This window comes from Nesterenkonia sp. (genome assembly GCF_029265375.1).
Lineage (GTDB): Bacteria > Actinomycetota > Actinomycetes > Actinomycetales > Micrococcaceae > Nesterenkonia.
Window position 1 is genome coordinate 35,399 of sequence record NZ_JAJUJJ010000016.1, and the last position, 21,116, is coordinate 56,514.

A 21,116-nucleotide genomic window follows, 5' to 3' on the forward strand; every position below is an offset into this window, starting at 1 on the left:
TGCCCACAGGCATCATCCCTCCACTGGTCCGGCCGCCCCTGCTAGCGTGGCCGCATGACCCCCGCACTGCGCCTGAGAGGCTTGAGCAGACGCTTCGGAAAGACCATCGCCGTCGACCAGCTGGACCTGGAGGTCCCCCGAGGATCCTTCTACGGATTCGTCGGCCCGAACGGGGCCGGTAAGACCACCACACTGTCGATGGCCACCGGCTTGCTGCGCCCAGACGCCGGCACTGCTGAGGTGGCCGGAATCGACGTGTGGCGCAGCCCCACCGAGGCCAAGCGCCGTATGGGTGTGCTGGCCGACTCAGTGATGCTGTTCAATAAGCTCACCGGCGAGCAGCTGGTCACCTACTCCGGACTGCTGCGCGGCATGAGCCGGGATACCGTGGCTCCGCGGTGCGCAGACCTGCTGCGGGTGCTCGGACTTCAGGAGGCATCCGGAACTCTGGTGCAGGACTATTCGGCGGGCATGACCAAGAAGGTCGCGCTGGCCTCCGCCATGATTCATGCCCCCGAACTGCTGGTGCTGGACGAGCCCTTCGAGGCCGTGGACCCGGTCTCCGCCCGGACCATCCGCGGCCTGCTGGAGTCCTATGTGGCCAGCGGCGGCACTGTGATCCTCTCCTCCCACGTGATGGATATGGTGCAGCGGATGTGCACCCATGTGGGCATCATCGCCCACGGCCGGCTGTTGGCGTCCGGAACCCTGGACCAGGTGCGCGGCGACACCGACCTGGAAAGCCGCTTCGTGGAGCTGGTGGGCCTCGACGGCGGAGACCAGGAGCTGTCATGGCTGCGACTCTGATCCGGCTGAAGCTCACCCTGCTGGGTGCCACCTACCGGCGCTCCGGCTGGGCGCTGGCCGGGACCATCATCGCCGGGCTCTACGGCCTCGGTATTCTCGCGATGGCAGTCGCCTTCCAGGCATCCGAAGGCGGCAGCGCCTCCGCACCGCAGGAGCTGCTGGTTCCCAGCGCCATGCTCTCTGCCGGTATCACCATCGCCTGGCTGGCGGTGCCGCTGCTGATGACCGGCGGCGACTCGCTGATGGATCCGCGGCAGCTGGTCACCTACGGACTGCCGCGCCGCGACCTGGTGATCGGACTGTCCGCATCCCGGATGATCTCAGTGGGCGCGGTGCTCACCCTGATCTGGCTGCTGGGCCAGACGCTGCTGTGGAGGTCCTATCCCGGCGCAGCGGCGCTGGCCCTGGTCACCGCTCCGCTGCTGCTGCTCGCGGTGACCGTGGCGTCGCAGGCAGTGACGACGGCGGCTTCGGCGTGGCTGTCCGGAAGGCGATGGCGGGACCTGCTGGCCGTGATCGGCCTGGGCCTGGCGATGCTGGCCTACCCGATCATCACCTCGGTGACTGAGGCCTTCGAGTCGCTGGGCGATGCCCTCCCGGAGCTGGCGCAGGTGCTCGCACTTACGCCCCTGGCGGCCGGGATCGCCCTGCCCTATGACGCAGCCACCGGCCAGTGGGGCATGCTGGTGGTGCGGCTGCTGATCGTCGCCGCGACCCTGGCGGCGGCTCTGCTGCTGATGCGCGCGGCGCTGATCTCCCTGACCGAACGCCCGCGCGCCCAGTCGGGCGGGTCCTCCCGCCGCAAGGGCGTGGGTCTCTTCGCTCTCTTCCCGGCCCGGCCTTGGGCGGCGGTGGCCGCCCGGTGCCTGACCTACTGGATGCGGGACCCCCGGTACGGCGGGTCGCTGGTTGTGCTGCCGGCTTTGACCGTGCTAGCTCTGTTCCTGTGGTGGCAGTCTGAGCTGACGTGGCCGCTGTATGCGCTGGGGCCGTTCATCGCCTGGGTGCTGGGCTACTCCATCTCCGCAGACGTCTCCTACGATCACACCGCATTCGCTCTGCACGTCACCACGGGGGTGACTGGGATCGCTGACCGGGCCGGCCGCACCGCGGCGCTGCTGAGCTTCGCGGTGCCGCTGACACTTCTGGCCTCCGCGGTGCCGATGCTCATCCTGGGCCGGGCAGACCATCTGCTGGTGGTGACCAGTCTGAGCCTGGGCATGCTGCTGAGCAGCTGCGGACTGTCTGCAGTGATCTCCGCGAAACTCATCTACCCCACTCCGCGGCCCGGAGACTCTCCGTTCAAGCAGCCCGAGGGCGTCGGGGGGCGGATGATGATCATCCAGCTGGGTGCCATGCTGGCCACGGCGCTGCTGATGCTGCCAGACCTGGTGCTGCTGATTCTGTGGGCCGTCGCCGGCACCGGATGGTCGCTGGTGCTGCTGGTGAGCGCCACCCTGCTCAAGGGCGCGGCCCTGGTCGCGGCGGGCATTCTGATCGGCGGCACACTCTACGAGCGCACGGCCCCGGAGCTGTTCCAGCGGGTGGCCGCGCACTGAGCTGGCCGGGGCCCGGGAACACCTACGCTGAGAGGCGAAAACCGCCCACAACGGGCGAAAACACGCCAGAAACCGGGGTTTGGGTGCCCCAGATGAGCCGACTGCGTGGTAAGTTGCCATTCTGAAAGCCCGGAAATCCCGCCGATCCGCGGAATGACGCGGAAGTCGGGGGTGACGGGAACCGAAGAGAACAGTCCAGGAGGACAACAATATGGCACTGAACCGCAGCGAGCTCGTGGCCGCCGTCGCAGAGAAGTCCGGCAACTCCCAGGCCGCCGTCAACGGCGTGCTCGACGCCGTCTTCGAGGTGTTCACCGAGCAGGTTTCCAAGGGCGAGAAGGTCTCCATCCCCGGCTGGCTCTCCGTGGAGCGCACTGAGCGCGCCGCCCGCACCGGCCGCAACCCGCAGACCGGCGAGACCATCCAGATCCCCGCCGGCTACTCCGTGAAGCTCTCCGCTGGCTCCAAGCTGAAGGCTGCCGCCACCGGCAAGTGAGCCGACGCCGCACCGGCTGAGCCTGACGCTCGCCGGCTGCGCGACCTCCAGACGACCCCTCCGCCGCTCTCAGCGCGGAGGGGTCGTCTGCTGTGTTCTACGGGGCGTAGAATTCCTATATGCCACACTCTGCTCTGCTCACCGTGCTGGCAGCTCCGCAGCTGCAGACCGAGACTCCCACCTGGGCCCCCATTCTGTTCGCCGTCGGGGCTTTCGGCGTCGTGGTGGTGGTGCTGATCATGGTGCGCCGGAAGCTCAAGCAGTCCGAAGGCTTCCACACGCCCCCGACCTCCGGCTCATCCGGGCATCAGGACAACGTCCCGCCCGAGGCCGACGATCCGGATCCCCGTGACGACGACCCGCGCTGAGCAGCGGCTCCCCGCGGCACCGCTTCCGCTGACAGCCGCGGCCCTGTGCATCGGCCTGATCGCCCTGGCAGCGGCCGGTGTGATCACCGGACTGGGCGAGGCGACACAGATCACCGACCCAGGCCCCCTCACCCGGTGGGGGCTGCCGACGGCCCGGTACGTCCACCACCTGGCCATGGCCACCGCGATCGCCGCGGCGGTGCTGGCCGCAGCCGTGGTGCCGCCCTGGGCCGGCCATCGCCGGCGCGGCAGCGAGCAGAACCGCCGCGAGCATCCCCTCTACACCGGTCTGCTGCGGATCGCAGCGGCCGCCTCTATTGTGTGGACGGTCGCCGCACTGGCGGTGCTGGTGCTGACCTTCTCCGCGCTCTCCGGGCTCCCGCTCTCCGGGGCGGCTGACTTCTCCGCAGGACTGGTCGACTTCATCACAGCCATCGATGCGGGGCGGGCCTGGCTGGCCGTGGTGCTGATCGCGGGAGGATTCGCCACCTTCATCCTGGCCGTGCGCAGCCCGGCCGCGGTCGGCTTCACCGCAGTGCTGGGACTGTGCGCCATTGTGCCGCTGGCCCTGGTGGGACACTCCTCCTCCGGTGATGATCACATCGCGGCGGTCAATTCACTCGGCCTGCACCTTCTCGGTGTGGTGCTGTGGGTCGGCGGCCTGGTCACCCTGGCGCTGCTGGCGCCGCGGATCTCACTGGCCGCACAGAACCTGGACCCCGCTGACCAGGGCGGAGCCGAGATCCTGGGGACTGTGATGCGCCGCTACTCGCTTCTGGCGGGCCTGGCACTGGTGACAGTCGGCGCATCAGGTGTGGTCAACGCGGCCCTGCGGGTCGAGACCTTCGGCCAGCTGCTGGACACCGCCTACGGTCAGATGCTGGTGCTGAAGGCCGGCGCCGCCGTCATGCTGGCCGGCATCGGATGGATGCACCGCAGCTGGCTGATACCTCGCCTGGCCGGCGGACCCGCTGCCGGCTCTCAGTCCGCAGCGAGCGCCCCCCGGCTGCTGTGGCAGCTGATCCTGGTGGAGATCGCGCTGATGTCGGCGGTGATCGGCGTCAGCACAGTGCTGGGTCGCACACCCCCGCCGGTGCCCGAAGAGCTGCCCCCGGATGCCACCCCAGCGCGGATCCTCACCGGATATGACCTGCCTCCGGAGCCGACGATGGGGACGTTCTTCACCCTGTGGCGCATCGACTGGCTGTGGTGCGCCGTCGTCGTGTTCCTGGCTGTCTGGTACCTGCAGGCGATGCTGCGCCTGCGCCGCCGTGGAGACCACTGGCCGGTGATGCGGGCGGCCTCCTGGCTGACCGGGCTGGCCATCTTCTTCTGGATCACCTCCGGAGGCCCGGCGGTCTACGGCATGGTGACCTTCTCCGGACACATGATCCAGCACATGACACTCACCATGGTCGCTCCGATCTTCCTGGTGATGGGCTCCCCGGTGACTCTGGCCATGCGCTCGTTGCCCTCCCGAACAGACGGCAGCCGGGGCGCCCGGGAGTGGATCCTCTGGCTGGTGCACTCCAAGTGGTCCAGGTTCATCACCCACCCGCTGGTGGCCGCGGTCAACTTCGCCGGCTCCCTGGTGGTGTTCTACTACACCCCGATCTTCGGCTGGGCGCTTCAGTACCACCTGGGCCACGTCTTCATGACCGTCCACTTCCTGCTCACCGGCTACATCTTCGCCCTGGTGCTCATCGGCCGGGATCCGCTGCCGCAGCGTCCGCCGCACTTCCTGCGGCTGATCCTCCTGCTGGCCACGATGGTGTTCCACGCCTTCCTGGCCGTGGTGATCTCCGGCTCCGAGACCCTCATCCAGCCGGACTGGTTCGGCAATATGGGCCACGGATGGTTCCCCGCTATCGAGGACCAGCAGCGCGGCGGCGAACTGATGTGGGGCCTGGGCGAGATCCCCGCCGTGCTGATGGGCGTCATCGCGGCCATCCAGTGGTCCACCGACGACAAGCGGGAGACCCGGCGTTCGGACCGCGAGGCCGACCGCACCGGCGACGCCGACCTGGAGGAGTACAACCGCATGTTCGAACAGCTGGCCCAGCGCAGCCCGCACCGCTAGCAGCAGCCCGGCGGCACCGGCCGCCGCAGAACAGCCACCAAGGAGCACAGCCCAAGGAACAGAAACCAGCCGGCGCTGGTTGACCCACCGTATGGGACCGGCGCTGCAGCCGCCCTCACCCCGGCCCCCGGATGCGACGTCGCAAAGGAGCAGGACCCGATGACAGAGACCCTCAGGCGCTCGGCGCGTGTGCGCGCCTCCGAGCTGCTCGGCCGCGGCTGGCTGAACACCGGCGGCAAGGACGTCACCCTGGAAGACCTCCGCGGCAAGATCGTCATCCTCGACTTCTGGACCTTCTGCTGCATCAACTGCCTCCATGTGCTCGACGAGCTGCGGCCCCTGGAGGAGAAGCACTCCGATGTGCTGGTCACCGTCGGAGTGCATTCGCCGAAGTTCGAGCACGAGGCCGACCCGGAGGCTCTGGCTGCGGCCGTGGAGCGCTACGAGATCGCCCACCCGGTGCTCGACGACCCGGAGCTGATCACCTGGCAGGCCTACTCGGCCCGCGCCTGGCCCACCCTGGTGGTCATCGACCCGGAGGGCTACATCGCCGCATCCCTGGCGGGGGAGGGGCATGTGGCCGGTCTGAGTTCGCTGGTGGAGGAGCTGATCGCCGAGCACGAGGCGAAGGGCACCCTGCACCGCGGCGACGGCCTCTATGTGCCCCCGGAGCCGGTCTCCACCACGCTGCGCTTCCCCGGCAAGGCGGTGCCGGTCACCCGGCCCCTGGGCGGGGACGACGACGCCGCCGGACGCTTCCTGGTCGCCGACACCGGCCACCACCGGATTGTGGAGCTGGCTGAGGACCTGGCCACGGTGACCCGCAGCTGGGGATCCGGGCAGAAGGGCTATGCCGACGGCGGACCGGAGACCGCCCAGTTCACCGAGCCTCAGGGGCTCGCCCTGCTGCCCGAGGAGCTGGCCGAGCAGGTCGGCTACGACGTCGTCGTCGCTGATACGGTCAACCACCGGCTGCGCGGCATCGACGCCGCCACCGGAGAAGTGACCACACTGGCCGGCAACGGCGTGCAGCGGCTGCTGGACGCCGAGCGCACCCGCAGCACCGCGGTGACCGGCTCACTGGGCACCGACCCGCTGAACGTCTCGCTGTCCTCCCCCTGGGACGTGCTCTACAGCCAGCGGCTGGGCCTGGTGCTGATCGCCATGGCCGGCACCCACCAGATCTTCAGCTTCGACCCCCGCACCGGAGAGCTGGCGGTCTTCGCCGGCACCGGCCTCGAAGGGCTCACCGACGGCCCCCCTGACCAGGCCTGGTACGCTCAGACCTCCGGTCTGGCCGAAAGCGCGGACGGAGATATCTGGATCGCCGATTCGGAGACCTCCGCGCTGCGCGTGCTGCGCACCTCCCGCAACCCGGAAGAGCCGGTGACCGAGACGCTCATCGGGACCGGACTGTTCGACTTCGGATTCCGCGACGGCGACCCCGCCCAGGCCAGACTTCAGCACCCGCTGGGGGTGACTGCCCTGCCGGACGGCTCGGTGCTGGTGGCTGATACCTACAACGGGGCGATCCGCCGCTGGCAGGCAGAGCACACTGCGGCTGACGGCACCACCGTGCCCGCCGGAGTCTCCACAGTGGCGCGCGGGCTGAAGGAACCCTCCGACGTGCTGCTGGACGCCGACGGCTCCACCCTGCTGGTGGTGGAGACCAACGCCCACCAGCTGGTGCGCATCGCGGTGCCGGAGGAGTACCTCACTGTGGACGAGGGAGCCTCCCAGACCCAGCGGCCGGCCACCGAGGTCGCACCCGGGGAGTTCACCCTGCAGGTGGAGTTCACCGCCCCCACCGGCCAGAAGCTCGACGACCGCTGGGGCGACCCCACCCAGCTGCAGGTCTCGGCCACACCCCCGGAGCTGCTCGCCGATGGCGCGGGCACCTCCACGGGATTGCACCGGCGGCTGCACCTGAACCCGGAGCTCACAGAGGGCGTTCTGCACATCACCGCCCGGGCCGCAGCCTGCGACGGCGCGCCGGGGGAGGAGATCCCCATGCACGCGGCATGCCACCTCTACCAGCAGGACTGGGGCATCCCGGTGACCCTGAGTCCCGCAGGCGAGGCATCCCTGACCCTGGACCTGCGTGGGGTGAAGTGAGCCTCAGCAGGGGCGTGACGGCCGCGGATTCGGTAGGCTCGTGACCAGACGCATCAGTCCTGGCGAAAGGCGGAAGACCCTATGACCACCATGGTCGTTGTGGCCAGCAAGCATGGCTCGACTGCAGAGATCGGCGAACGTATCGCCTCCACTCTGCACGCCCGCGGCGTCAAAGCCTACGTCAAGGACGTCGGGGAGGCCGGACGCTGGCTCTACGAGACGGACAATGTCATTGTGGGCATGCCGGTCTACCGGCAGAAGCTGCTGGGCGAGGGCACGCTGTTCCTGGAGGCCAACCGCACCGAGCTGGCCGGCAAGCCGCTCTTCCTCTTCGCCGTCGGCGGGGCGGAGAAGCTGGAGAAGAAGCTGCTCGATGAGCTCGCCCGCTTCCCGCACCGCGAGGTCGCCTACTTCCGCGGCGCCGTCGACCAGGAGAAGCTCAGCTTCTTCGAGAAGCTGCAGCTCACTGTGGCCCAGGCTCCCAAGGACGCAGACTTCCGGGACTGGCCCGCCATCGAGGACTGGGCCCATAGCCTGCTCTCCTACGGCGTCAGCTGAGTGTGACCAGGGCCCGCTCCAGCCCGGAGAGGAGCCGCTGCACATCCTCCGCGCTGGTATAGGGGGCCACTCCCAGCCGCAGGGCGCCGTCGTCGTCGATCCCCAGCCGCTGGAAGGCCTCATAGGCGTAGAAGGACCCCGCCGGGGCGTGCACACCGTCCTCATACAGCAGCGCTGACACCTCGGCCGCGCGCCGCCCCGGGAAGCTCAGCAGCAGCGTCGGCGTCCGGTCCGCGGCACGGGAATGGACGACGACGTCGTCACCGAACCGGCTGCGGCAGGAGGCAAGAATCTCCTCCGCCAGCTGGTGCTCATGACCACCGACGAGCTTGTGGGCCCTGTGCAGCCGCTCTCTGCGGGTCAGATCCGCCTCGGCGTCGCCGCCCAGCCCGGCCAGGAAGTCCACCGCCGCTGCGGCGCCGGCCATCACCTCATAGGGCAGAGTGCCGTACTCGAACCGTTCGGGCACCTCATTGGTGGAGGGCAGCAGTTTGTCCGGGACGATGCTCTCCAGCAGCTGCGGGTCTGCGGCCAGCACCGCGCAGTGCGGGCCCAGGAACTTATACGGCGAGCAGACGAAGAAGTCGGCGCCGAGGGCGGCGAGATCAACCAGCCGGTGGGCGGCGAAATGCACCCCGTCCACATACACCAGGGCCCCTGCGCGGTGGGCGGCCTCGGCCGCAGCGCGGACATCGGGCACTGTGCCGATCAGGTTTGACGCCGCGGTCAGCGCCACCAGGCGGGTGCGGGGACCCAGCACCGATTCCAGCTGCTCAGCGTCCAGTTCGCCGGTCTCAGGATCAAAGTCCACCCAGCGGACGTGCGTGCCGGTGCGCTCGGCGGCCTGCACCCACGGGCGGATATTGGAGTCGTGATCCAGCCGGGTGACCACCACCTCATCGCCGGGGCCCCAGCTGCGGCCGAGATGGCGGGAGAAGTCATAGGTCAGCTGAGTGGCGCTGCGGCCATAGACGATGCCGGCCGGATCGGCACCCAGGAAGTCCGCGTAGGCAGCTCGGAACGCTGCCACTGCCTGCTCCGCATTGCGTTCGGAGAGCGATCGGGTGCCCCGGTTGGACAGCGGTGCGGTGAGTGTCCGAGCAATGGCCTCAGCGACGTGCCGCGGGGTCTGGGTTCCGCCGGGAGAGTCGAAGAAGGCGATCTGCGAGTCCAGGGCGGGGAAGTGGGAGCGCAGCTGGTTCACGTCGAATCCGGTCATCGTGGCGGAGCCTCTCACTAGGGTGTTCTTCCAGCGAGCCTACCGGCTGCCGGCGGATCGGGGACATACTGGTGCCATGCCTGAGCTTCCCGAGGTTCACGCTCTGGCCGAGGAGCTGACCCGCCGGATGGCCGGCGGCAGGCTCCTGCGCCTGGAGCTGGCCTCCTTCACCGCACTGAAGACCTTCGACCCGCCTGTCGCCGCGCGGGAGGGGGCCCAGCTGCGGCAGGTGGGCCGGCACGGCAAGCACCTGGACTTCCGCTTCGCGCCACGGGAATAGGCGGGAGACTCGGCCGGCCCGCACTTGCATCTGGTGGTCCACCTGGCGCGGGCGGGGTGGATCCGGTGGCGCGCCCCGGCGGCCGGACAAACCCAGCAGCGCCGCAGCCGTCCGGGCAAGGGGCCGCTGGCAGCTCGGCTGATCCTGCAGGAGGGAAGCAGCGCAGACATCACCGAAGCCGGCACGAAGAAGAACCTTGCCCTGTGGTTGGTGCGTGACCCCCAGCAGGTCCCTCGGTAGCGTCCCTGGGTCCGGACCCGCTGGACGAGAACTTCACCGCCGAGGACCTGAGCCGGATCCTTCGGCAGGCCGGACGCGCACAGATCAAAGGCGTGCTGCGCAATCAGTCCCTGCTGGCCGGCATCGGCAATGCGTATTCGGATGAGATCCTGCACGCCGCACGGATCTCGCCTTATCAGGCCGCCGAGCGCACGGACGCGCAGGCCCTGCTGGCTGCTATTCAGGACACCCTGTAGGAGACCATCGCCCGAACCTCCGGTGCTGCCGCCTCCGAGCTGAAGGCCGAGAAGAAGTCCGGGCTGCGCGTCCACGGCCGCGCCGGCCAGCCCTGCCCCGCCTGCGGAGACGTGATCCGCGAGGTGGTCTTCGCCGACAGAAGCATGCAGTACTGCCCCGCGTGCCAGACCGGAGGCAAGATACTGGCCGACCGAGGGCTCTCCCGGCTCCTCAAGTAGGGACACCGGACCCTACCCGGACCCGCCGCCGGCAGCGGCGCACAGAAGACGGCGGCCGCCCAGCGGACCGTGCCGCCGCATATAGACTCAGGAGGGTGCGCACTGCTGAGGACCCGATCACCTGGAACCCCAACCGGATCGCCGTGGCCGGCTCCAGCGGCGCGGGAAAGACCACACTGTGCACCCAGCTGGCCGAACTGACCGGATTCCCCCGGGTGGAGATCGACAGCCTCTACTGGGGTGCTGGGTGGGCCCCGCGGGAGAGCTTCACCGACGACGTCGACCGCTTCACCTCCCAGCCGCGCTGGGTCATGGAGTGGCAGTACCGGACCGTGCGTCCGCTCATCGCTCAGCGGGCCGACACTCTGCTGTGGCTGGACTACTCCACGCCGGTGAAGATGCAGCGCCTGATCCGCCGCACCGTGAGCCGCCGGCTCGGGCGGAGACAGATATGGAACGGAAACATTGAGCCGCCGCTGTGGACGATCCTCACCCGCAAGGAGCACATCATCCGCTGGGGCTGGGCCACCCGAAACGCCCTGAAACCCGTGGTGCCCACACTGGAGGAGCGCTTCGGCGGTCTGACGGTCGTGCGCCTGGCCAGCCCCGCTGAAGCACGACGTTGGCTCAGCGCACTCGAGCGCGCCCTGTCAGAGTGAGCATCTGACACGGCTGCACCGGTGGCACAGCGCCGAAAACAGACTGGGTCCGGAAGCCGCTCACTGCTCCCGGGTGGCGATCTCAGCCTCGGTGAGAGCGCCGAAGCGGCTGGGAATCACCGAGCTCCAGGCCTGCTTGAGCTCATCCAGGCCGATGCCGAAGCTGCCGCCGGGGAAGTCGCCGGTCACCTCAAGGCCCCCAGATTCGGCATCCACCACGCCGATGCGCAGGGCGGGGAAGCCGCGGGCTGTGGTCATATCGGTGAACCGCAGCTCCTCAGAGCGCGGCAGCGCGACGACGGCCCGAGCCTGCGATTCGCTGAACAGCGCGGTGAAGGGGTCCAGGCCATCGCGCTCGCAGAGCTCCTGAACACTGACGCGCGCCCCCACACCGAAGCGCAGGCTCATCTCCGCCAGGGCTGCAGCCAGTCCGCCCTCGGAGAGATCGTGGGCGGCATCGATCATCCCGTCCCGGGACGCGTTGATGAGGATCTCGCCCAGGGTCTTTTCAGCGGCCAGGTCCACCCGCGGCGGGGTCCCGCCCAGATGCCCGCGCAGCCGCGCGAACTCTGAGCCGTCCAGCTCATCGGCGGTGGTGCCCAGCAGGTAGATCGCCTGCCCGTCGGCCCAGCGCTGGTAGCCGGAGGGCGTGCGGCGGGAGACGTCATCGAACCGGCCCATCACTCCCACCACCGGGGTGGGGTGGATAGCCCGCCCGGCGGTCTGGTTGTACAGGGAGACATTTCCGCCGGTGACCGGTACGCCCAGCTCCATGCACGCATCGGAGAGGCCGCGCACGGCTTCGGCGAACTGCCACATGATCTCCGGGTCCTCCGGGGAGCCGAAGTTCAAACAGTCTGAGACCGCCATCGGCACCGCGCCAGAGGTGGCCACATTCCGGTAGGCCTCCGCCAGGGCCAGCTGGGCCCCGGCATAGGGATCCAGATAGGCGTACCGGCCGTTGCAGTCGGTGGCCAGAGCCACGCCCAGGCCGGTCTCCTCGTCCACGCGGATCACCCCGGCGTCGTCGGGCTGGCTCAGCGCGGTGTTGCCGCCGACGAACCTGTCGTACTGGTCGGTGATCCAGGAGACATCGGCCATATTCGGCGAGGTCATCAGCTCCACCACAGCCTCACCCAGCTCCTCGGCAGTGGCCGGCAGATTCTGCCCAGCCCCTGAGGAGCGGAACCTGTCGGCCTGCAGCTCATCCTGCCATGCCGGGCGACGGTACGGCCGCTCATAGACAGGGCCGTCGTGGGCCACAGTGCGCGGGTCGACGTCGACGATGGTCTCGCCGTCCCATTCGATGATCAGCCGGCCGGTATCGGTGACCTCGCCGAGCCAGGAGTACTCCACGCCCCATTTGCCCATCACGGCCTCGAAGGCCTCCACGTTCTCCGGGGTGACCACTGCCATCATCCGCTCCTGGGACTCTGACATGAGGATCTCCCCGGGGGTCAGCGTGGGGTCTCGCAGCAGCACATTGGTCAGCTCCACATGCATGCCGCCCTCACCGTTGGAGGCCAGCTCACTGGTGGCGCAGCTGATGCCGGCAGCGCCCAGGTCCTGGATGCCCTCGACCAACTCCTTGCCGAACAGCTCCAGGCAGCATTCGATGAGCACCTTCTCAGCGAACGGATCGCCGACCTGAACCGCCGGGCGTTTGGAGGGCTTGGCGTCGTCGAAGGACTCGGAGGCCAGCACAGAGGCGCCCCCGATGCCGTCGCCGCCGGTGCGCGCACCGAAGAGCACCACCTTGTTCCCCACGCCGGAGGCATTGGCCAGCCGCAGATCCTGATGCCGCATGACTCCCACGGCCAGGGCGTTGACCAGCGGATTGTCCTGATAGACGGAGTCGAAGACCACCTCACCGCCGATATTGGGCAGGCCCAGGGAGTTGCCGTAGCCGCCGATGCCGGAGACCACCCCGGGCAGCACGCGTTTGGTGTCCGGGTGGTCGATATCGCCGAAGCGCAGCGGGTCCATCACCGCCACCGGCCGGGCGCCCATGGAGATGATGTCGCGCACGATGCCGCCGATGCCGGTGGCCGCGCCCTGATAGGGCTCCACATAGGAGGGGTGGTTGTGGGACTCGATCTTGAACGTCACCGCCCAGCCGTCACCCAGATCGGTGACCCCGGCGTTCTCGCCGATGCCGACCATAAGGTCCTTAGTCATCTGGTCGGTGACCTTCTCGCCGAACTGGCGCAGATGCACCTTGGAGGACTTATAGCTGCAGTGCTCAGACCACATCACCGAGTACATCGCCAGCTCCGCGGCGGTGGGCCGGCGGCCCAGGATCTCCACGATCCGGTGGTACTCGTCCTCCTTCAGGCCCAGCTCGGCCCAGGGCAGCTCAGTCTCCGGGGTGGTTGCCGCGTTCTCCACGGTGTCGATGTTGAATTCGCTCACGGTCACTTGCCTCCTGCCAGGGAGCCCACCACGGAGGTGAAGATGGTCAGTCCGTCGGTTCCGCTGCGCATCCCGGTGGCGTCATCGGGACCGTAGCCGGCCTCCACGGCGTGCTCGGGGTGCGGCATCAGGCCCACCACGTTGCCGCGCGGGTTGGTCACCCCTGCGATGTGATTCCGGGAGCCGTTGGGGTTCTCGCCCACATAGCGGAAGACCACCCGCCCCTCGGCCTCGATCTGCTCCAGCTCTGCGGCGGAGACCACGTACTGGCCGTCCTGGTTCTTCATCGGCACCGCGATCAGCTCATCCTGGGTGAACTGCGCGGTCCAGGGGGTGGCGGTGTTCTCCACCCGAAGCACCTGATCCTTGCAGATGAACTTCAGGTGGTCATTCTTGATCATGGAGCCCGGCAGCAGATGCGCCTCGGTGAGGATCTGGAAGCCGTTGCAGATGCCCAGCACCGGCAGCGGGGACTCGGCCTGCTGGGCGGAGGCCTCGGACACAATGGTGGTCATCACCGGGGCGAAGCGTGCAATGGCGCCGGCGCGCAGGTAGTCGCCGTAGCTGAACCCCCCGGGCAGAATGACGGCGTCGACGCCGTGCAGAGACTGATCCGCGTGCCACAGCGGCACCGCCGTGCCGCCGGCCAGTCGCACCGCCCGAGCGGCGTCGCGGTCATCGAGAGTTCCGGGGAAGGTCACCACACCGATGCGTGCCCCGTCCAAGCGGGCTTCAGCGGGGGAGGGGAAGTCGCCGATCAGGGGAGTGTCCGCAGCTGTCATGGGTTCAGGCGGCGTCCTGCTCAACGGAGACTGACACGACGTCCTCGATCACCGGGTTCGACAGCATCTCCTCGGCGGCGCGGCGGGCAGAAGCCAGCACCTCTTCGGTGACCTCGCCGTCCACGCTGAGCTCGAACCGCTTCCCCTGCCGGACCCCGGAGAACCCGGTGAACCCCAGGTGGGGGAGCGCATTGGCGATGGCTTTGCCCTGCGGGTCGAGGATCTCAGGCTTCGGCATGACCTCGACGACGATCGTTGGCACGTGTGACTCCTGGGGTCAGAACAGTTCGGAACGCCTCACAATCCTACCGCCACGGGAGCACCGGGGCATGCTGGGGCTTTGACGCCGCCGCGGATCCCTGCTCCTCTGGACCGCCCGCGGACCTGACTGCTGCCGGTGACGGCGGTGCAGATGGCAGGATGGGAATGACGACGCCTGTGCCGACTGCATCCACCAGGAGTGAGACGATGACCCAGCCGCATACCGTCCCCGAGCGGACGCTTCTCGATGGCACCACCCTCCCGGAGCTGGGATTGGGCACCTATAACCTGCGCGGGACCGCCGGTGCCGAGGCGGTGGCCGCGGCGATCCGGTCCGGCTACCGGCTGCTGGACACCGCCTACAACTATGAGAACGAAGGGGCCGTCGGTGCCGGCATCGCCGCCTCCGGGGTGGACCGCGACCAGCTGCGCGTGACCTCCAAGCTTCCCGGTCGCTACCACCGCTACGACCAGGCCGTCGAGGCCGTGCAGGAGTCGCTGTACCGGGCCGGGGTGGACTGCTTCGACCTGTATCTGATCCATTGGCCCAACCCGAAGCAGGGCCTCTACACCGAGGCCTGGCAGGCGCTGATCGACCTGCAGGAGGCAGGGCTGCTGCGCTCGATCGGGGTGAGCAACTTCCTGCCCGAGCACCTGGACCGGCTCCACCGGGAGACCGGGGTGATGCCGAGTGTGAACCAGATCGAGATCCATCCGTGGTTCCCCCAGGAGGACCAGCTCTCCGCCCACGCAGAACTCGGCATCGCAGTCCAGGCGTGGAGCCCGGTGGGCAGAAACTCCCAGCTGCAGCAGGAGCCGGTCATCCGCGGAATCGCCGAAGAGCTCGGCCGCAGCCCCGTGCAGACCATCCTGCGGTGGCATATCCAGCGCGGCACCATCCCGCTGCCGAAGTCTGCCGACCCCGCCCGCCAGCGGGAGAACCTTGCGGTCTATGACTTCGAGCTCAGTGAAGACCAGATGGAGCGCATCACCGGGTTGGGGCGACCGGACGGTCGGCTGGCCGGTCAGGACCCCGCCGTCTATGAGGAGTTCTGACCGGCTTTCGCCGCTGAATCAATCTGCGGAGGCTGAACTGAGACGCTGGTAGCCGTAGAGGTCCTGCATCGTCTCGTTGAACTGCAGGTGGGTGCCGTCGGGCTGCATAATGCGCAGCGAGCGGCCGTAGGCCTCGTCGATCACGGTGGCCTCCACCCCGCGGGCTTCCAGCTGCCGGCACAGCTCGGCCACGTCCCCGGTCTCCCCGAAGACCTGCACCACCGGTTGGCCCGGTGCCTCATGGTCCACGGTGCGTATCGCGCCCTCATGGAAGGCAAAGACGCCGTGCCCCACCAGGTCTGTCCATCCACCGTTGTCGCTGGCGATGCGGGGCGTGAGCCCGTACTGCGCCAGCGTCTCGGCGCCGGGCCGCACCGTCTCCGCCGGGCAGTAGAGCAGCGCGCCGATGTTGAGCACCGCCGGGTCGAAGTCCGCTGCACCGGCACTGGTCATGGCTGGACCGATATGCACCCGGCCCTGGGGCAGATCCACCGCCAGGCTGGGACCGTTCCGGTGAAGAAGCCGCACCTGCTGGCAGCTGACCCCGGCGGCTTGAAGCGCATCGGCGTGAGCCTGCACATCGGACACCATGAACTCCACCAGCTGCACGCCCTCCAGGGCATCTCCGGGTTCCATCTCTGCCAGCATCAGTTGACCGGAGCCGGCGGCGAGCACTGTGGCCATCGGGTGGTCAGCCTCCGTGCTGCGCAGCCCCAGGCTGAGGTAGAACTCCCGCCACCGGCGGTATTCGGAGGTGAAGTGCAGGGGCATCACCGTCAGTGTCTGGCGCTGGGCGCTCATTCCTTGTCCTCCTTCGATTCCAGGTAGTCGGTGAGGATCCGCTCCACGAAGGCCGAGAGCGAGACTCCTTCGTCGATGCAGCGGTGCTTGACCGCGCGCACCAGATCCGGGGGCAGATACACGTTGAACTGTGTCTTCTTCTCTGGCATGCCTGCATGCTAGCAAACTATGATGCTCTCATCCGGGGCTGACTCCCTGTGACCCTGACCACAGCAGCGCCTCTGCGGGAACAGGGCGCGCCCGCCGCGTGTTGCCCCAGTGGTAGTTCAAATTTGAACGACAGTTTTCCTGCGCTGGAAAGGACGCTGCACGATGACGAACCCGCTGACCATCGGGATCCTGGGAGCAGGCCGCGTCGGCACCGCCGTGGGCCGTCAGGCGATCCGGGCCGGGCACCAGGTGAGGATCGCCACCGCCAAGCCCTCCGAGGAGATTCGCCTGCTCGCCGAGGTCATCGTGCCTGGCGCTTCGGCTGTGGACAGCTCGCAGCTGCGCGGCAGCGACCTGATCGTCATCGCCGTCCCGCTGCACAAGTACCGCAGCATCGACACCGGCGCGCTGGCCGGCCACGTGGTGATCGACACCATGAACTACTGGGCCCCGGTGGACGGGGTGATGGAGGAGTTCGAGGCCGGTCGCGGCACCAGCGAGGTGATTGCTGACTTCCTCGGCGATGTCCGGCTGGTCAAGACGCTGAACCACATCGGCTACGGGGAGCTGGAAGTCGAGGCCCAGCCCGCCGGGACCCCCTCCCGCCGCGCCCTGGCGATAGCCGGAGATGACGACGACGCCCGCGCTCTGGTCTCCGAGTTCATCGATTCACTGGGATTCGACCCGGTCGACGCCGGACCGCTCAGCGCCGGACGCGCCTTCCAGAATGGCACTGAGATCTTCTCCGGCAGGCACACCAGCGAAGAGATGACCCGGCTGGTGGAGCAGAGCCGCCAGCTGGCGAGCACCGGAGCGTGAAACGCTCAGCGCAGCGACTCCAGCGCCTCCAGGGCTGAGAGGATCTCGCCGCGCAGCTGCTGAGCCTGCTCAGCGAACTCCTTCTGCGCACGGGCGTAGGCGGCCCGCCCGGCCGGCTCCTCGATGCGCACCGGCTCATAGCCCCACTCGCGCAGATCATAGGGGGAGGCCCGCATATCCAGCTCGCGGATGCTGCGCGCCAGGTCGAAGCACCGCAGCAGCAGGTCGCTGGGAAGGGCCGGCATGAGCTTGCCGGCCCATTTGTACAGATCCATGTTTGCGTGCAGGCAGCCCGGCTGCTCCAGGTCCACCTGAGTCTCCCGGGTGGGCTGCAGCCGGTTCAGCGGCGCAGCCGACGGGGTGTAGAACCGGAAGGCGTCGAAGTGCGTGCACTGGATCCGCAGGGACTCCACCACTTCATCGGTCCCCTCGGCCCCCAGCCGCAGCGGGACCTGCTCATGACGCTGCCCGTGCAGCCGGGACCGGTACACCATCGCCCACTCATGCAGCCCGAAGCAGCCCAGCTGGGCAGGCCGGGCCGCAGTGGATTCCAGCAGCCGCCGGATGTATCCGATGGTCGTGCCGCGCTCGGCGCAGAAGCGCGGGACATCCACCACCGCGCCACCGGCGGCGGTGCCGTCGTCGACCACGGTGTAGAACTTCCACCCGGGACGCTCCGAGTCCCCCGCGCCCTCCAGCACCACTCCGGCGCCGGGGTGCCAGCGGGCCAGCTGCCCGGGCTTGAGCGAATAGTAGGTGAACAGGAAATCCTCCACCGGGTGGGAGACCCCTGTCCGGCGCCGGGCCAGGAACGCCTCGGTGCGCAGCTGGACCGCCGCTCGGTGGTCGGCCGCGCGGCTGCGGTGCTCGGCGGCAGGGAGAATCCGCACGCCGGAGGGGAGCGGAGCCCGAGCTGCGGCGGCGACGGTGGGGGCAGGGCTGCGATCGGTCATCGGCCGCCCAGGATACCGTCCCGACAGTAGGGGAACGTCCAGCCAGGGCGCTGACCCTGTAAATAACCTGGGGCTCTGCGGTACACTCCGTGACTGTAACCTCGCACCTGAAAACTGAGGGGCGGCGGAACCCCAGCTGGGATTCCGCCGCCCCTCAGTCGTTGCAGGCAACGCCGCGTCTGCGCTCAGCGCCCGGTGCCGGCGTAGACCTTCGCCTCCTCATCAGAGTCCAGGCCGAAGGCGGTGTGGATGGCCTGCACAGCCTTGTCCATCACCTCCACATCGGTGATCACAGAGACGCGGATCTCTGAGGTGGAGATCAGCTCAATATTGATCCCCGCCTCACTGAGGGCGCTGAAGAACCGCGCCGAGACGCCGGGGTGATTGCGCATGCCGCCGCCGATGAGGGAGACCTTGCCCACCTGCGGCACGAAGTCCAGGCTCTCGAAACCGATCTCATCCTGGTGCTCAGTCAGAATGCGCTGCGCCTTGTCGCCGTCGGCACCGGGGAGGGTGAAGCTGATATTGGTCTTCTTCGTCTCCGCGGAGATGTCCTGAACGATCATGTCGATGTTGATCCCAGCCTCGGCGATGGGGTTGAACACCGCAGCCGCCTTGCCGGGCGCATCCGGCACACCCCGGATGGTCAGCTTGCCTTCCGAGGATTCGTGGGCCAGGCCAGAGATGATGGGCTGTTCCAAGGGTTCGCCTTCCTTGATGGTGACTGTGTCGGTCTCGTCGGGGATGACCCAGGTGCCTTCCTTATCGGAGAAGCTGGAGCGCACGTGCAGCTTCACGCCGAACCGGCGAGCGTACTCCACGCTGCGCAGGTGCAGCACCTTGGTGCCTGCTGCGGCCATCTCCAGCATGTCCTCGCTGGAGATCTCATCAATCTTGCGGGCGGACTTAACCACGCGCGGGTCGGCGGTGAACACGCCGTCGACGTCGGTGTAGATCTCGCAGACTTCGGCGTCCAGCGCGGCGGCCAGGGCCACCGCGGTGGTGTCGGACCCGCCGCGGCCCATGGTGGTGATGTCCTTGGACTCCCGGCTCATACCCTGGAAGCCCGCCACAATACCCACATAACCGGCGTCGACCGCCTCCTGCACCCGCTGCGGGGAGACTTCGATGATCCGGGCCCGTCCGTGCAGGGCGTCGGTGATCATTCCTGCCTGGGACCCGGTGAAGGACTGGGCGGTCTCGCCCAGCTCGTGGATCGCCATGGCCAGCAGCGCCATGGACATGCGCTCGCCGGAGGAGAGCAGGATGTCCATCTCACGCAGCGGAGGGGCCGAGGAGATATCGGCGGCCAGGTCCAGCAGATCGTCGGTGGTGTCTCCCATAGCGGAGACCACCACCACCACCTGGTGGCCGGCTCGCTTGGTATCGACGATCCGGCGCGCCACGCGCTTGATGGATTCGGCGTCCTGCACTGAGGAACCGCCGTACTTCTGAACGATGATGCTCATGGGTGTGGTTACTCACTCCTGATGAGTGCATTGGGGTCGGGTGTTCGGGCACCAGTCTATGGCGCACGCCTGTCCCTGGGCAGGGCGCCGGGACCAGGCGGCAGACTGGTGCGCAGGTGGATCTCTCAGCTCTCTCCGAGAACTGCAGAGAGAAACTTCTGGGTCCGCTCGTGCTCGGGGTTGGTGAAGATCTTCTCCGGGTGTCCTTCCTCGACCACGCGGCCGCCGTCGAACATCATCACCTTGTGGCTGACGTCGCGGGCGAAGGCCATCTCATGGGTGACGATCAGCATGGTCACATTGGTGGTGTCGGCCACCTGGCGCAGGATGTTGAGCACATCGCCGACCACCTCCGGGTCCAGCGCGGAGGTGACCTCATCCAGCAGCAGGATCTCCGGATCCATCGCCAGGGCGCGGGCGATGGCGACTCGCTGCTGCTGGCCGCCCGAGAGGCTGGTGGGGTGCGCCTCGGCCTTGTCCGGCAGGCCCACCTGCTCCAGCAGCGAATGCGCTTTGGCCACAGCGTCCTTCTTGGACTGGCCCAGCACGTGGATGGGCGCTTCGATGATGTTCTCCAGCACCGTCATATTCGGGAACAGGTTGAACTGCTGGAAGACCATGCCGATGCGGGTGCGCAGCTTTTTCTGCTGCTTCTTGGGCACCGGCACGCGCTTGCCGTCTCGCTGCTGGTGGGTCAGCGGCTCGCCGTCGATGTAGATGTAGCCGCCGGTGAGCTCCTCCAGGGTCATCACCAGGCGCAGGATCGTGGTCTTGCCGGAGCCGGAGGGCCCGATCAGGGTGACGCGCTCCCCGCGGCGCACGGAGAAGTTCAGGTCTTTCAGCACCACGTTGTCGCCGAAGCGCTTCTCCACGTCGACAAACTCGATGACCGGCGGCTCGGCGGACGACGCCGGGGCCGGCTCAGCAACTGCGGCGGGGGCGGGGTCAGTGGGCGTAGGCAAGTCGCTTCTCCAATCGGTTGATGAGAACAGCGGTGGGGTAGCTGGCGGCCAGGAAGATCAGCCCGGCGATGGTCACGGCCTCGTTGTAGCGGAACGTGGTGCCGCCGATCTCACCGACGGCGAGGGTGACCATCTCGGTGACTCCGATGGCGTAGAGGAACGGGGTGTCCTTGAACATGGAGATGGCGTAGTTGCCCAACGAGGGGATGGTGGAGCGCAGCGCCTGGGGGATGACGACTCTGCGCCAGGTGCGCACCGCGTTCATGGACAGCGCTGTGGTGGCCTCCCACTGCCCCTTGGGCACTGACTCGATGCCGGCTCGGTAGACCTCGGACATATAGGTGGCGTAGTGGACGCCGAAGACGATGATGCCGATGGTCAGCGCGTCCAGCCACAGGAACGCCCAGAACAGCAGGATCAGCTGCACCACGATGGGCGTCATACGGATGAAGTTGGCCACCCAGCGCACCAACCAGGCCAGCGGCCGGGGCAGCACCATGATCAGAATGGCGATGACCAGTCCCAGCACGGCGGCGATGAGTGTTCCCACCACGGTGACCAGCAGGGTGAACTGGACGAATGCGGTGAGCATATCCGGCAGGATCTCCCAGGCGA

General features: G+C 68.1%; 20 protein-coding genes and 1 pseudogene. 11 read left to right on the forward strand and 10 right to left on the reverse strand.

Going from position 1 to position 21,116, the window contains the following annotated elements; all coding sequences use genetic code 11:
* Positions 1 to 54: 54 nt before the first annotated feature.
* The 7 genes from Q1K09_RS08130 to Q1K09_RS08160 all read left to right on the forward strand — a co-directional run bounded on the left by Q1K09_RS08130 (position 55) and on the right by Q1K09_RS08160 (position 7,983).
* Entirely contained in the window at positions 55 to 807 is a 753-nt protein-coding gene (locus Q1K09_RS08130) for an ABC transporter ATP-binding protein (RefSeq protein WP_300344518.1), read from the forward strand.
* Complete coding sequence (locus Q1K09_RS08135; RefSeq protein WP_300344520.1) at positions 792 to 2,366, forward strand: transporter; 1,575 nt, start codon at positions 792 to 794, stop codon at positions 2,364 to 2,366. Before Q1K09_RS08130 ends, Q1K09_RS08135 begins: the two co-directional genes overlap by 16 nt.
* A gap of 211 nt (positions 2,367 to 2,577) precedes the next feature.
* Positions 2,578 to 2,862, forward strand: coding sequence for an HU family DNA-binding protein (locus tag Q1K09_RS08140; protein ID WP_300344522.1), 285 nt, complete (start codon positions 2,578 to 2,580; stop codon positions 2,860 to 2,862).
* Between the two features lie 119 nt (positions 2,863 to 2,981).
* The gene (locus Q1K09_RS08145; protein ID WP_300344523.1) at positions 2,982 to 3,230 is read left to right on the forward strand and encodes a hypothetical protein; all 249 of its coding nucleotides are present in this window, start codon (positions 2,982 to 2,984) and stop codon (positions 3,228 to 3,230) included.
* Positions 3,211 to 5,310 carry a cytochrome c oxidase assembly protein gene (locus Q1K09_RS08150; protein ID WP_300344525.1) on the forward strand — a complete coding sequence of 700 codons (2,100 nt, stop codon included), beginning with the start codon at positions 3,211 to 3,213 and terminating at the stop codon, positions 5,308 to 5,310. Before Q1K09_RS08145 ends, Q1K09_RS08150 begins: the two co-directional genes overlap by 20 nt.
* Positions 5,311 to 5,469: 159 nt before the next feature.
* The gene (locus Q1K09_RS08155) at positions 5,470 to 7,425 is read left to right on the forward strand and encodes an NHL domain-containing thioredoxin family protein (RefSeq protein ID WP_300344527.1); all 1,956 of its coding nucleotides are present in this window, start codon (positions 5,470 to 5,472) and stop codon (positions 7,423 to 7,425) included.
* A gap of 81 nt (positions 7,426 to 7,506) precedes the next feature.
* Positions 7,507 to 7,983: a flavodoxin domain-containing protein gene (locus Q1K09_RS08160; protein WP_300344530.1), complete on the forward strand. Its 477-nt coding sequence runs from the start codon at positions 7,507 to 7,509 to the stop codon at positions 7,981 to 7,983.
* Here the strand turns inward: Q1K09_RS08160 and Q1K09_RS08165 are convergent.
* Positions 7,976 to 9,202 carry a cysteine desulfurase-like protein gene (locus tag Q1K09_RS08165; protein ID WP_300344532.1) on the reverse strand — a complete coding sequence of 409 codons (1,227 nt, stop codon included), beginning with the start codon at positions 9,200 to 9,202 and terminating at the stop codon, positions 7,976 to 7,978. The two genes, Q1K09_RS08160 and Q1K09_RS08165, sit on opposite strands and share 8 nt — an antisense overlap.
* Before the next feature lie 76 nt (positions 9,203 to 9,278).
* On the opposite strand from Q1K09_RS08165, the pseudogene Q1K09_RS08170 reads away from it, so the two are divergent.
* Positions 9,279 to 10,177 (forward strand): annotated as a pseudogene (locus tag Q1K09_RS08170) (DNA-formamidopyrimidine glycosylase family protein).
* Between the two features lie 95 nt (positions 10,178 to 10,272).
* Positions 10,273 to 10,836 (forward strand): AAA family ATPase, encoded by a 564-nt coding sequence (locus Q1K09_RS08175; protein WP_300344533.1) that lies wholly within the window; start codon positions 10,273 to 10,275, stop codon positions 10,834 to 10,836.
* Positions 10,837 to 10,896: 60 nt separating this feature from the next.
* On the opposite strand, the gene purL is transcribed toward Q1K09_RS08175, so the two are convergent.
* From purL to purS, 3 genes are read right to left on the reverse strand one after another with little or no spacing between them, the layout of a single operon-like run.
* Positions 10,897 to 13,254, reverse strand: a complete 2,358-nt coding sequence (gene purL, locus Q1K09_RS08180) for a phosphoribosylformylglycinamidine synthase subunit PurL (protein ID WP_300344535.1) — start codon at positions 13,252 to 13,254, stop codon at positions 10,897 to 10,899.
* On the reverse strand, positions 13,251 to 14,030 hold the full coding sequence (purQ, locus tag Q1K09_RS08185) for a phosphoribosylformylglycinamidine synthase subunit PurQ (RefSeq protein ID WP_300344537.1): 780 nt from the start codon (positions 14,028 to 14,030) through the stop codon (positions 13,251 to 13,253). The genes purL and purQ overlap by 4 nt, the downstream gene beginning before the upstream one ends.
* A gap of 4 nt (positions 14,031 to 14,034) precedes the next feature.
* Positions 14,035 to 14,292, reverse strand: a complete 258-nt coding sequence (gene purS, locus Q1K09_RS08190) for a phosphoribosylformylglycinamidine synthase subunit PurS (protein WP_300344539.1) — start codon at positions 14,290 to 14,292, stop codon at positions 14,035 to 14,037.
* A 206-nt stretch (positions 14,293 to 14,498) separates the two neighbouring features.
* Between purS and Q1K09_RS08195 the strand changes: the two genes are divergently transcribed.
* Positions 14,499 to 15,347: an aldo/keto reductase gene (locus tag Q1K09_RS08195; RefSeq protein WP_300344541.1), complete on the forward strand. Its 849-nt coding sequence runs from the start codon at positions 14,499 to 14,501 to the stop codon at positions 15,345 to 15,347.
* A gap of 18 nt (positions 15,348 to 15,365) precedes the next feature.
* Here Q1K09_RS08195 and Q1K09_RS08200 read toward each other — a convergent pair whose 3' ends face one another.
* Entirely contained in the window at positions 15,366 to 16,148 is a 783-nt protein-coding gene (locus tag Q1K09_RS08200) for a hypothetical protein (RefSeq protein WP_300344542.1), read from the reverse strand.
* Positions 16,145 to 16,297, reverse strand: coding sequence for a CopG family transcriptional regulator (locus Q1K09_RS08205; RefSeq protein ID WP_300344544.1), 153 nt, complete (start codon positions 16,295 to 16,297; stop codon positions 16,145 to 16,147). The genes Q1K09_RS08200 and Q1K09_RS08205 overlap by 4 nt, the downstream gene beginning before the upstream one ends.
* Positions 16,298 to 16,460: 163 nt before the next feature.
* Here Q1K09_RS08205 and Q1K09_RS08210 point away from each other — a divergent pair, with 163 nt between their 5' ends.
* Positions 16,461 to 17,117, forward strand: coding sequence for an NAD(P)-binding domain-containing protein (locus Q1K09_RS08210; protein ID WP_300344546.1), 657 nt, complete (start codon positions 16,461 to 16,463; stop codon positions 17,115 to 17,117).
* 5 nt (positions 17,118 to 17,122) lie between these two features.
* Here Q1K09_RS08210 and Q1K09_RS08215 read toward each other — a convergent pair whose 3' ends face one another.
* The 4 genes from Q1K09_RS08215 to Q1K09_RS08230 form a co-directional block, all read right to left on the reverse strand.
* Positions 17,123 to 18,070, reverse strand: a complete 948-nt coding sequence (locus Q1K09_RS08215; protein ID WP_300344549.1) for a 3-methyladenine DNA glycosylase — start codon at positions 18,068 to 18,070, stop codon at positions 17,123 to 17,125.
* 185 nt (positions 18,071 to 18,255) lie between these two features.
* A complete protein-coding gene (locus Q1K09_RS08220; protein ID WP_300344580.1) occupies positions 18,256 to 19,539 on the reverse strand; it encodes an aspartate kinase in 1,284 nt (427 codons plus the stop codon).
* A gap of 125 nt (positions 19,540 to 19,664) precedes the next feature.
* A complete protein-coding gene (ehuA, locus tag Q1K09_RS08225; protein ID WP_300344602.1) occupies positions 19,665 to 20,426 on the reverse strand; it encodes an ectoine/hydroxyectoine ABC transporter ATP-binding protein EhuA in 762 nt (253 codons plus the stop codon).
* Between the two features lie 58 nt (positions 20,427 to 20,484).
* Positions 20,485 to 21,093, reverse strand: coding sequence for an amino acid ABC transporter permease (locus Q1K09_RS08230; RefSeq protein WP_300344604.1), 609 nt, complete (start codon positions 21,091 to 21,093; stop codon positions 20,485 to 20,487).
* Between the last annotated feature and the right edge of the window lie 23 nt (positions 21,094 to 21,116).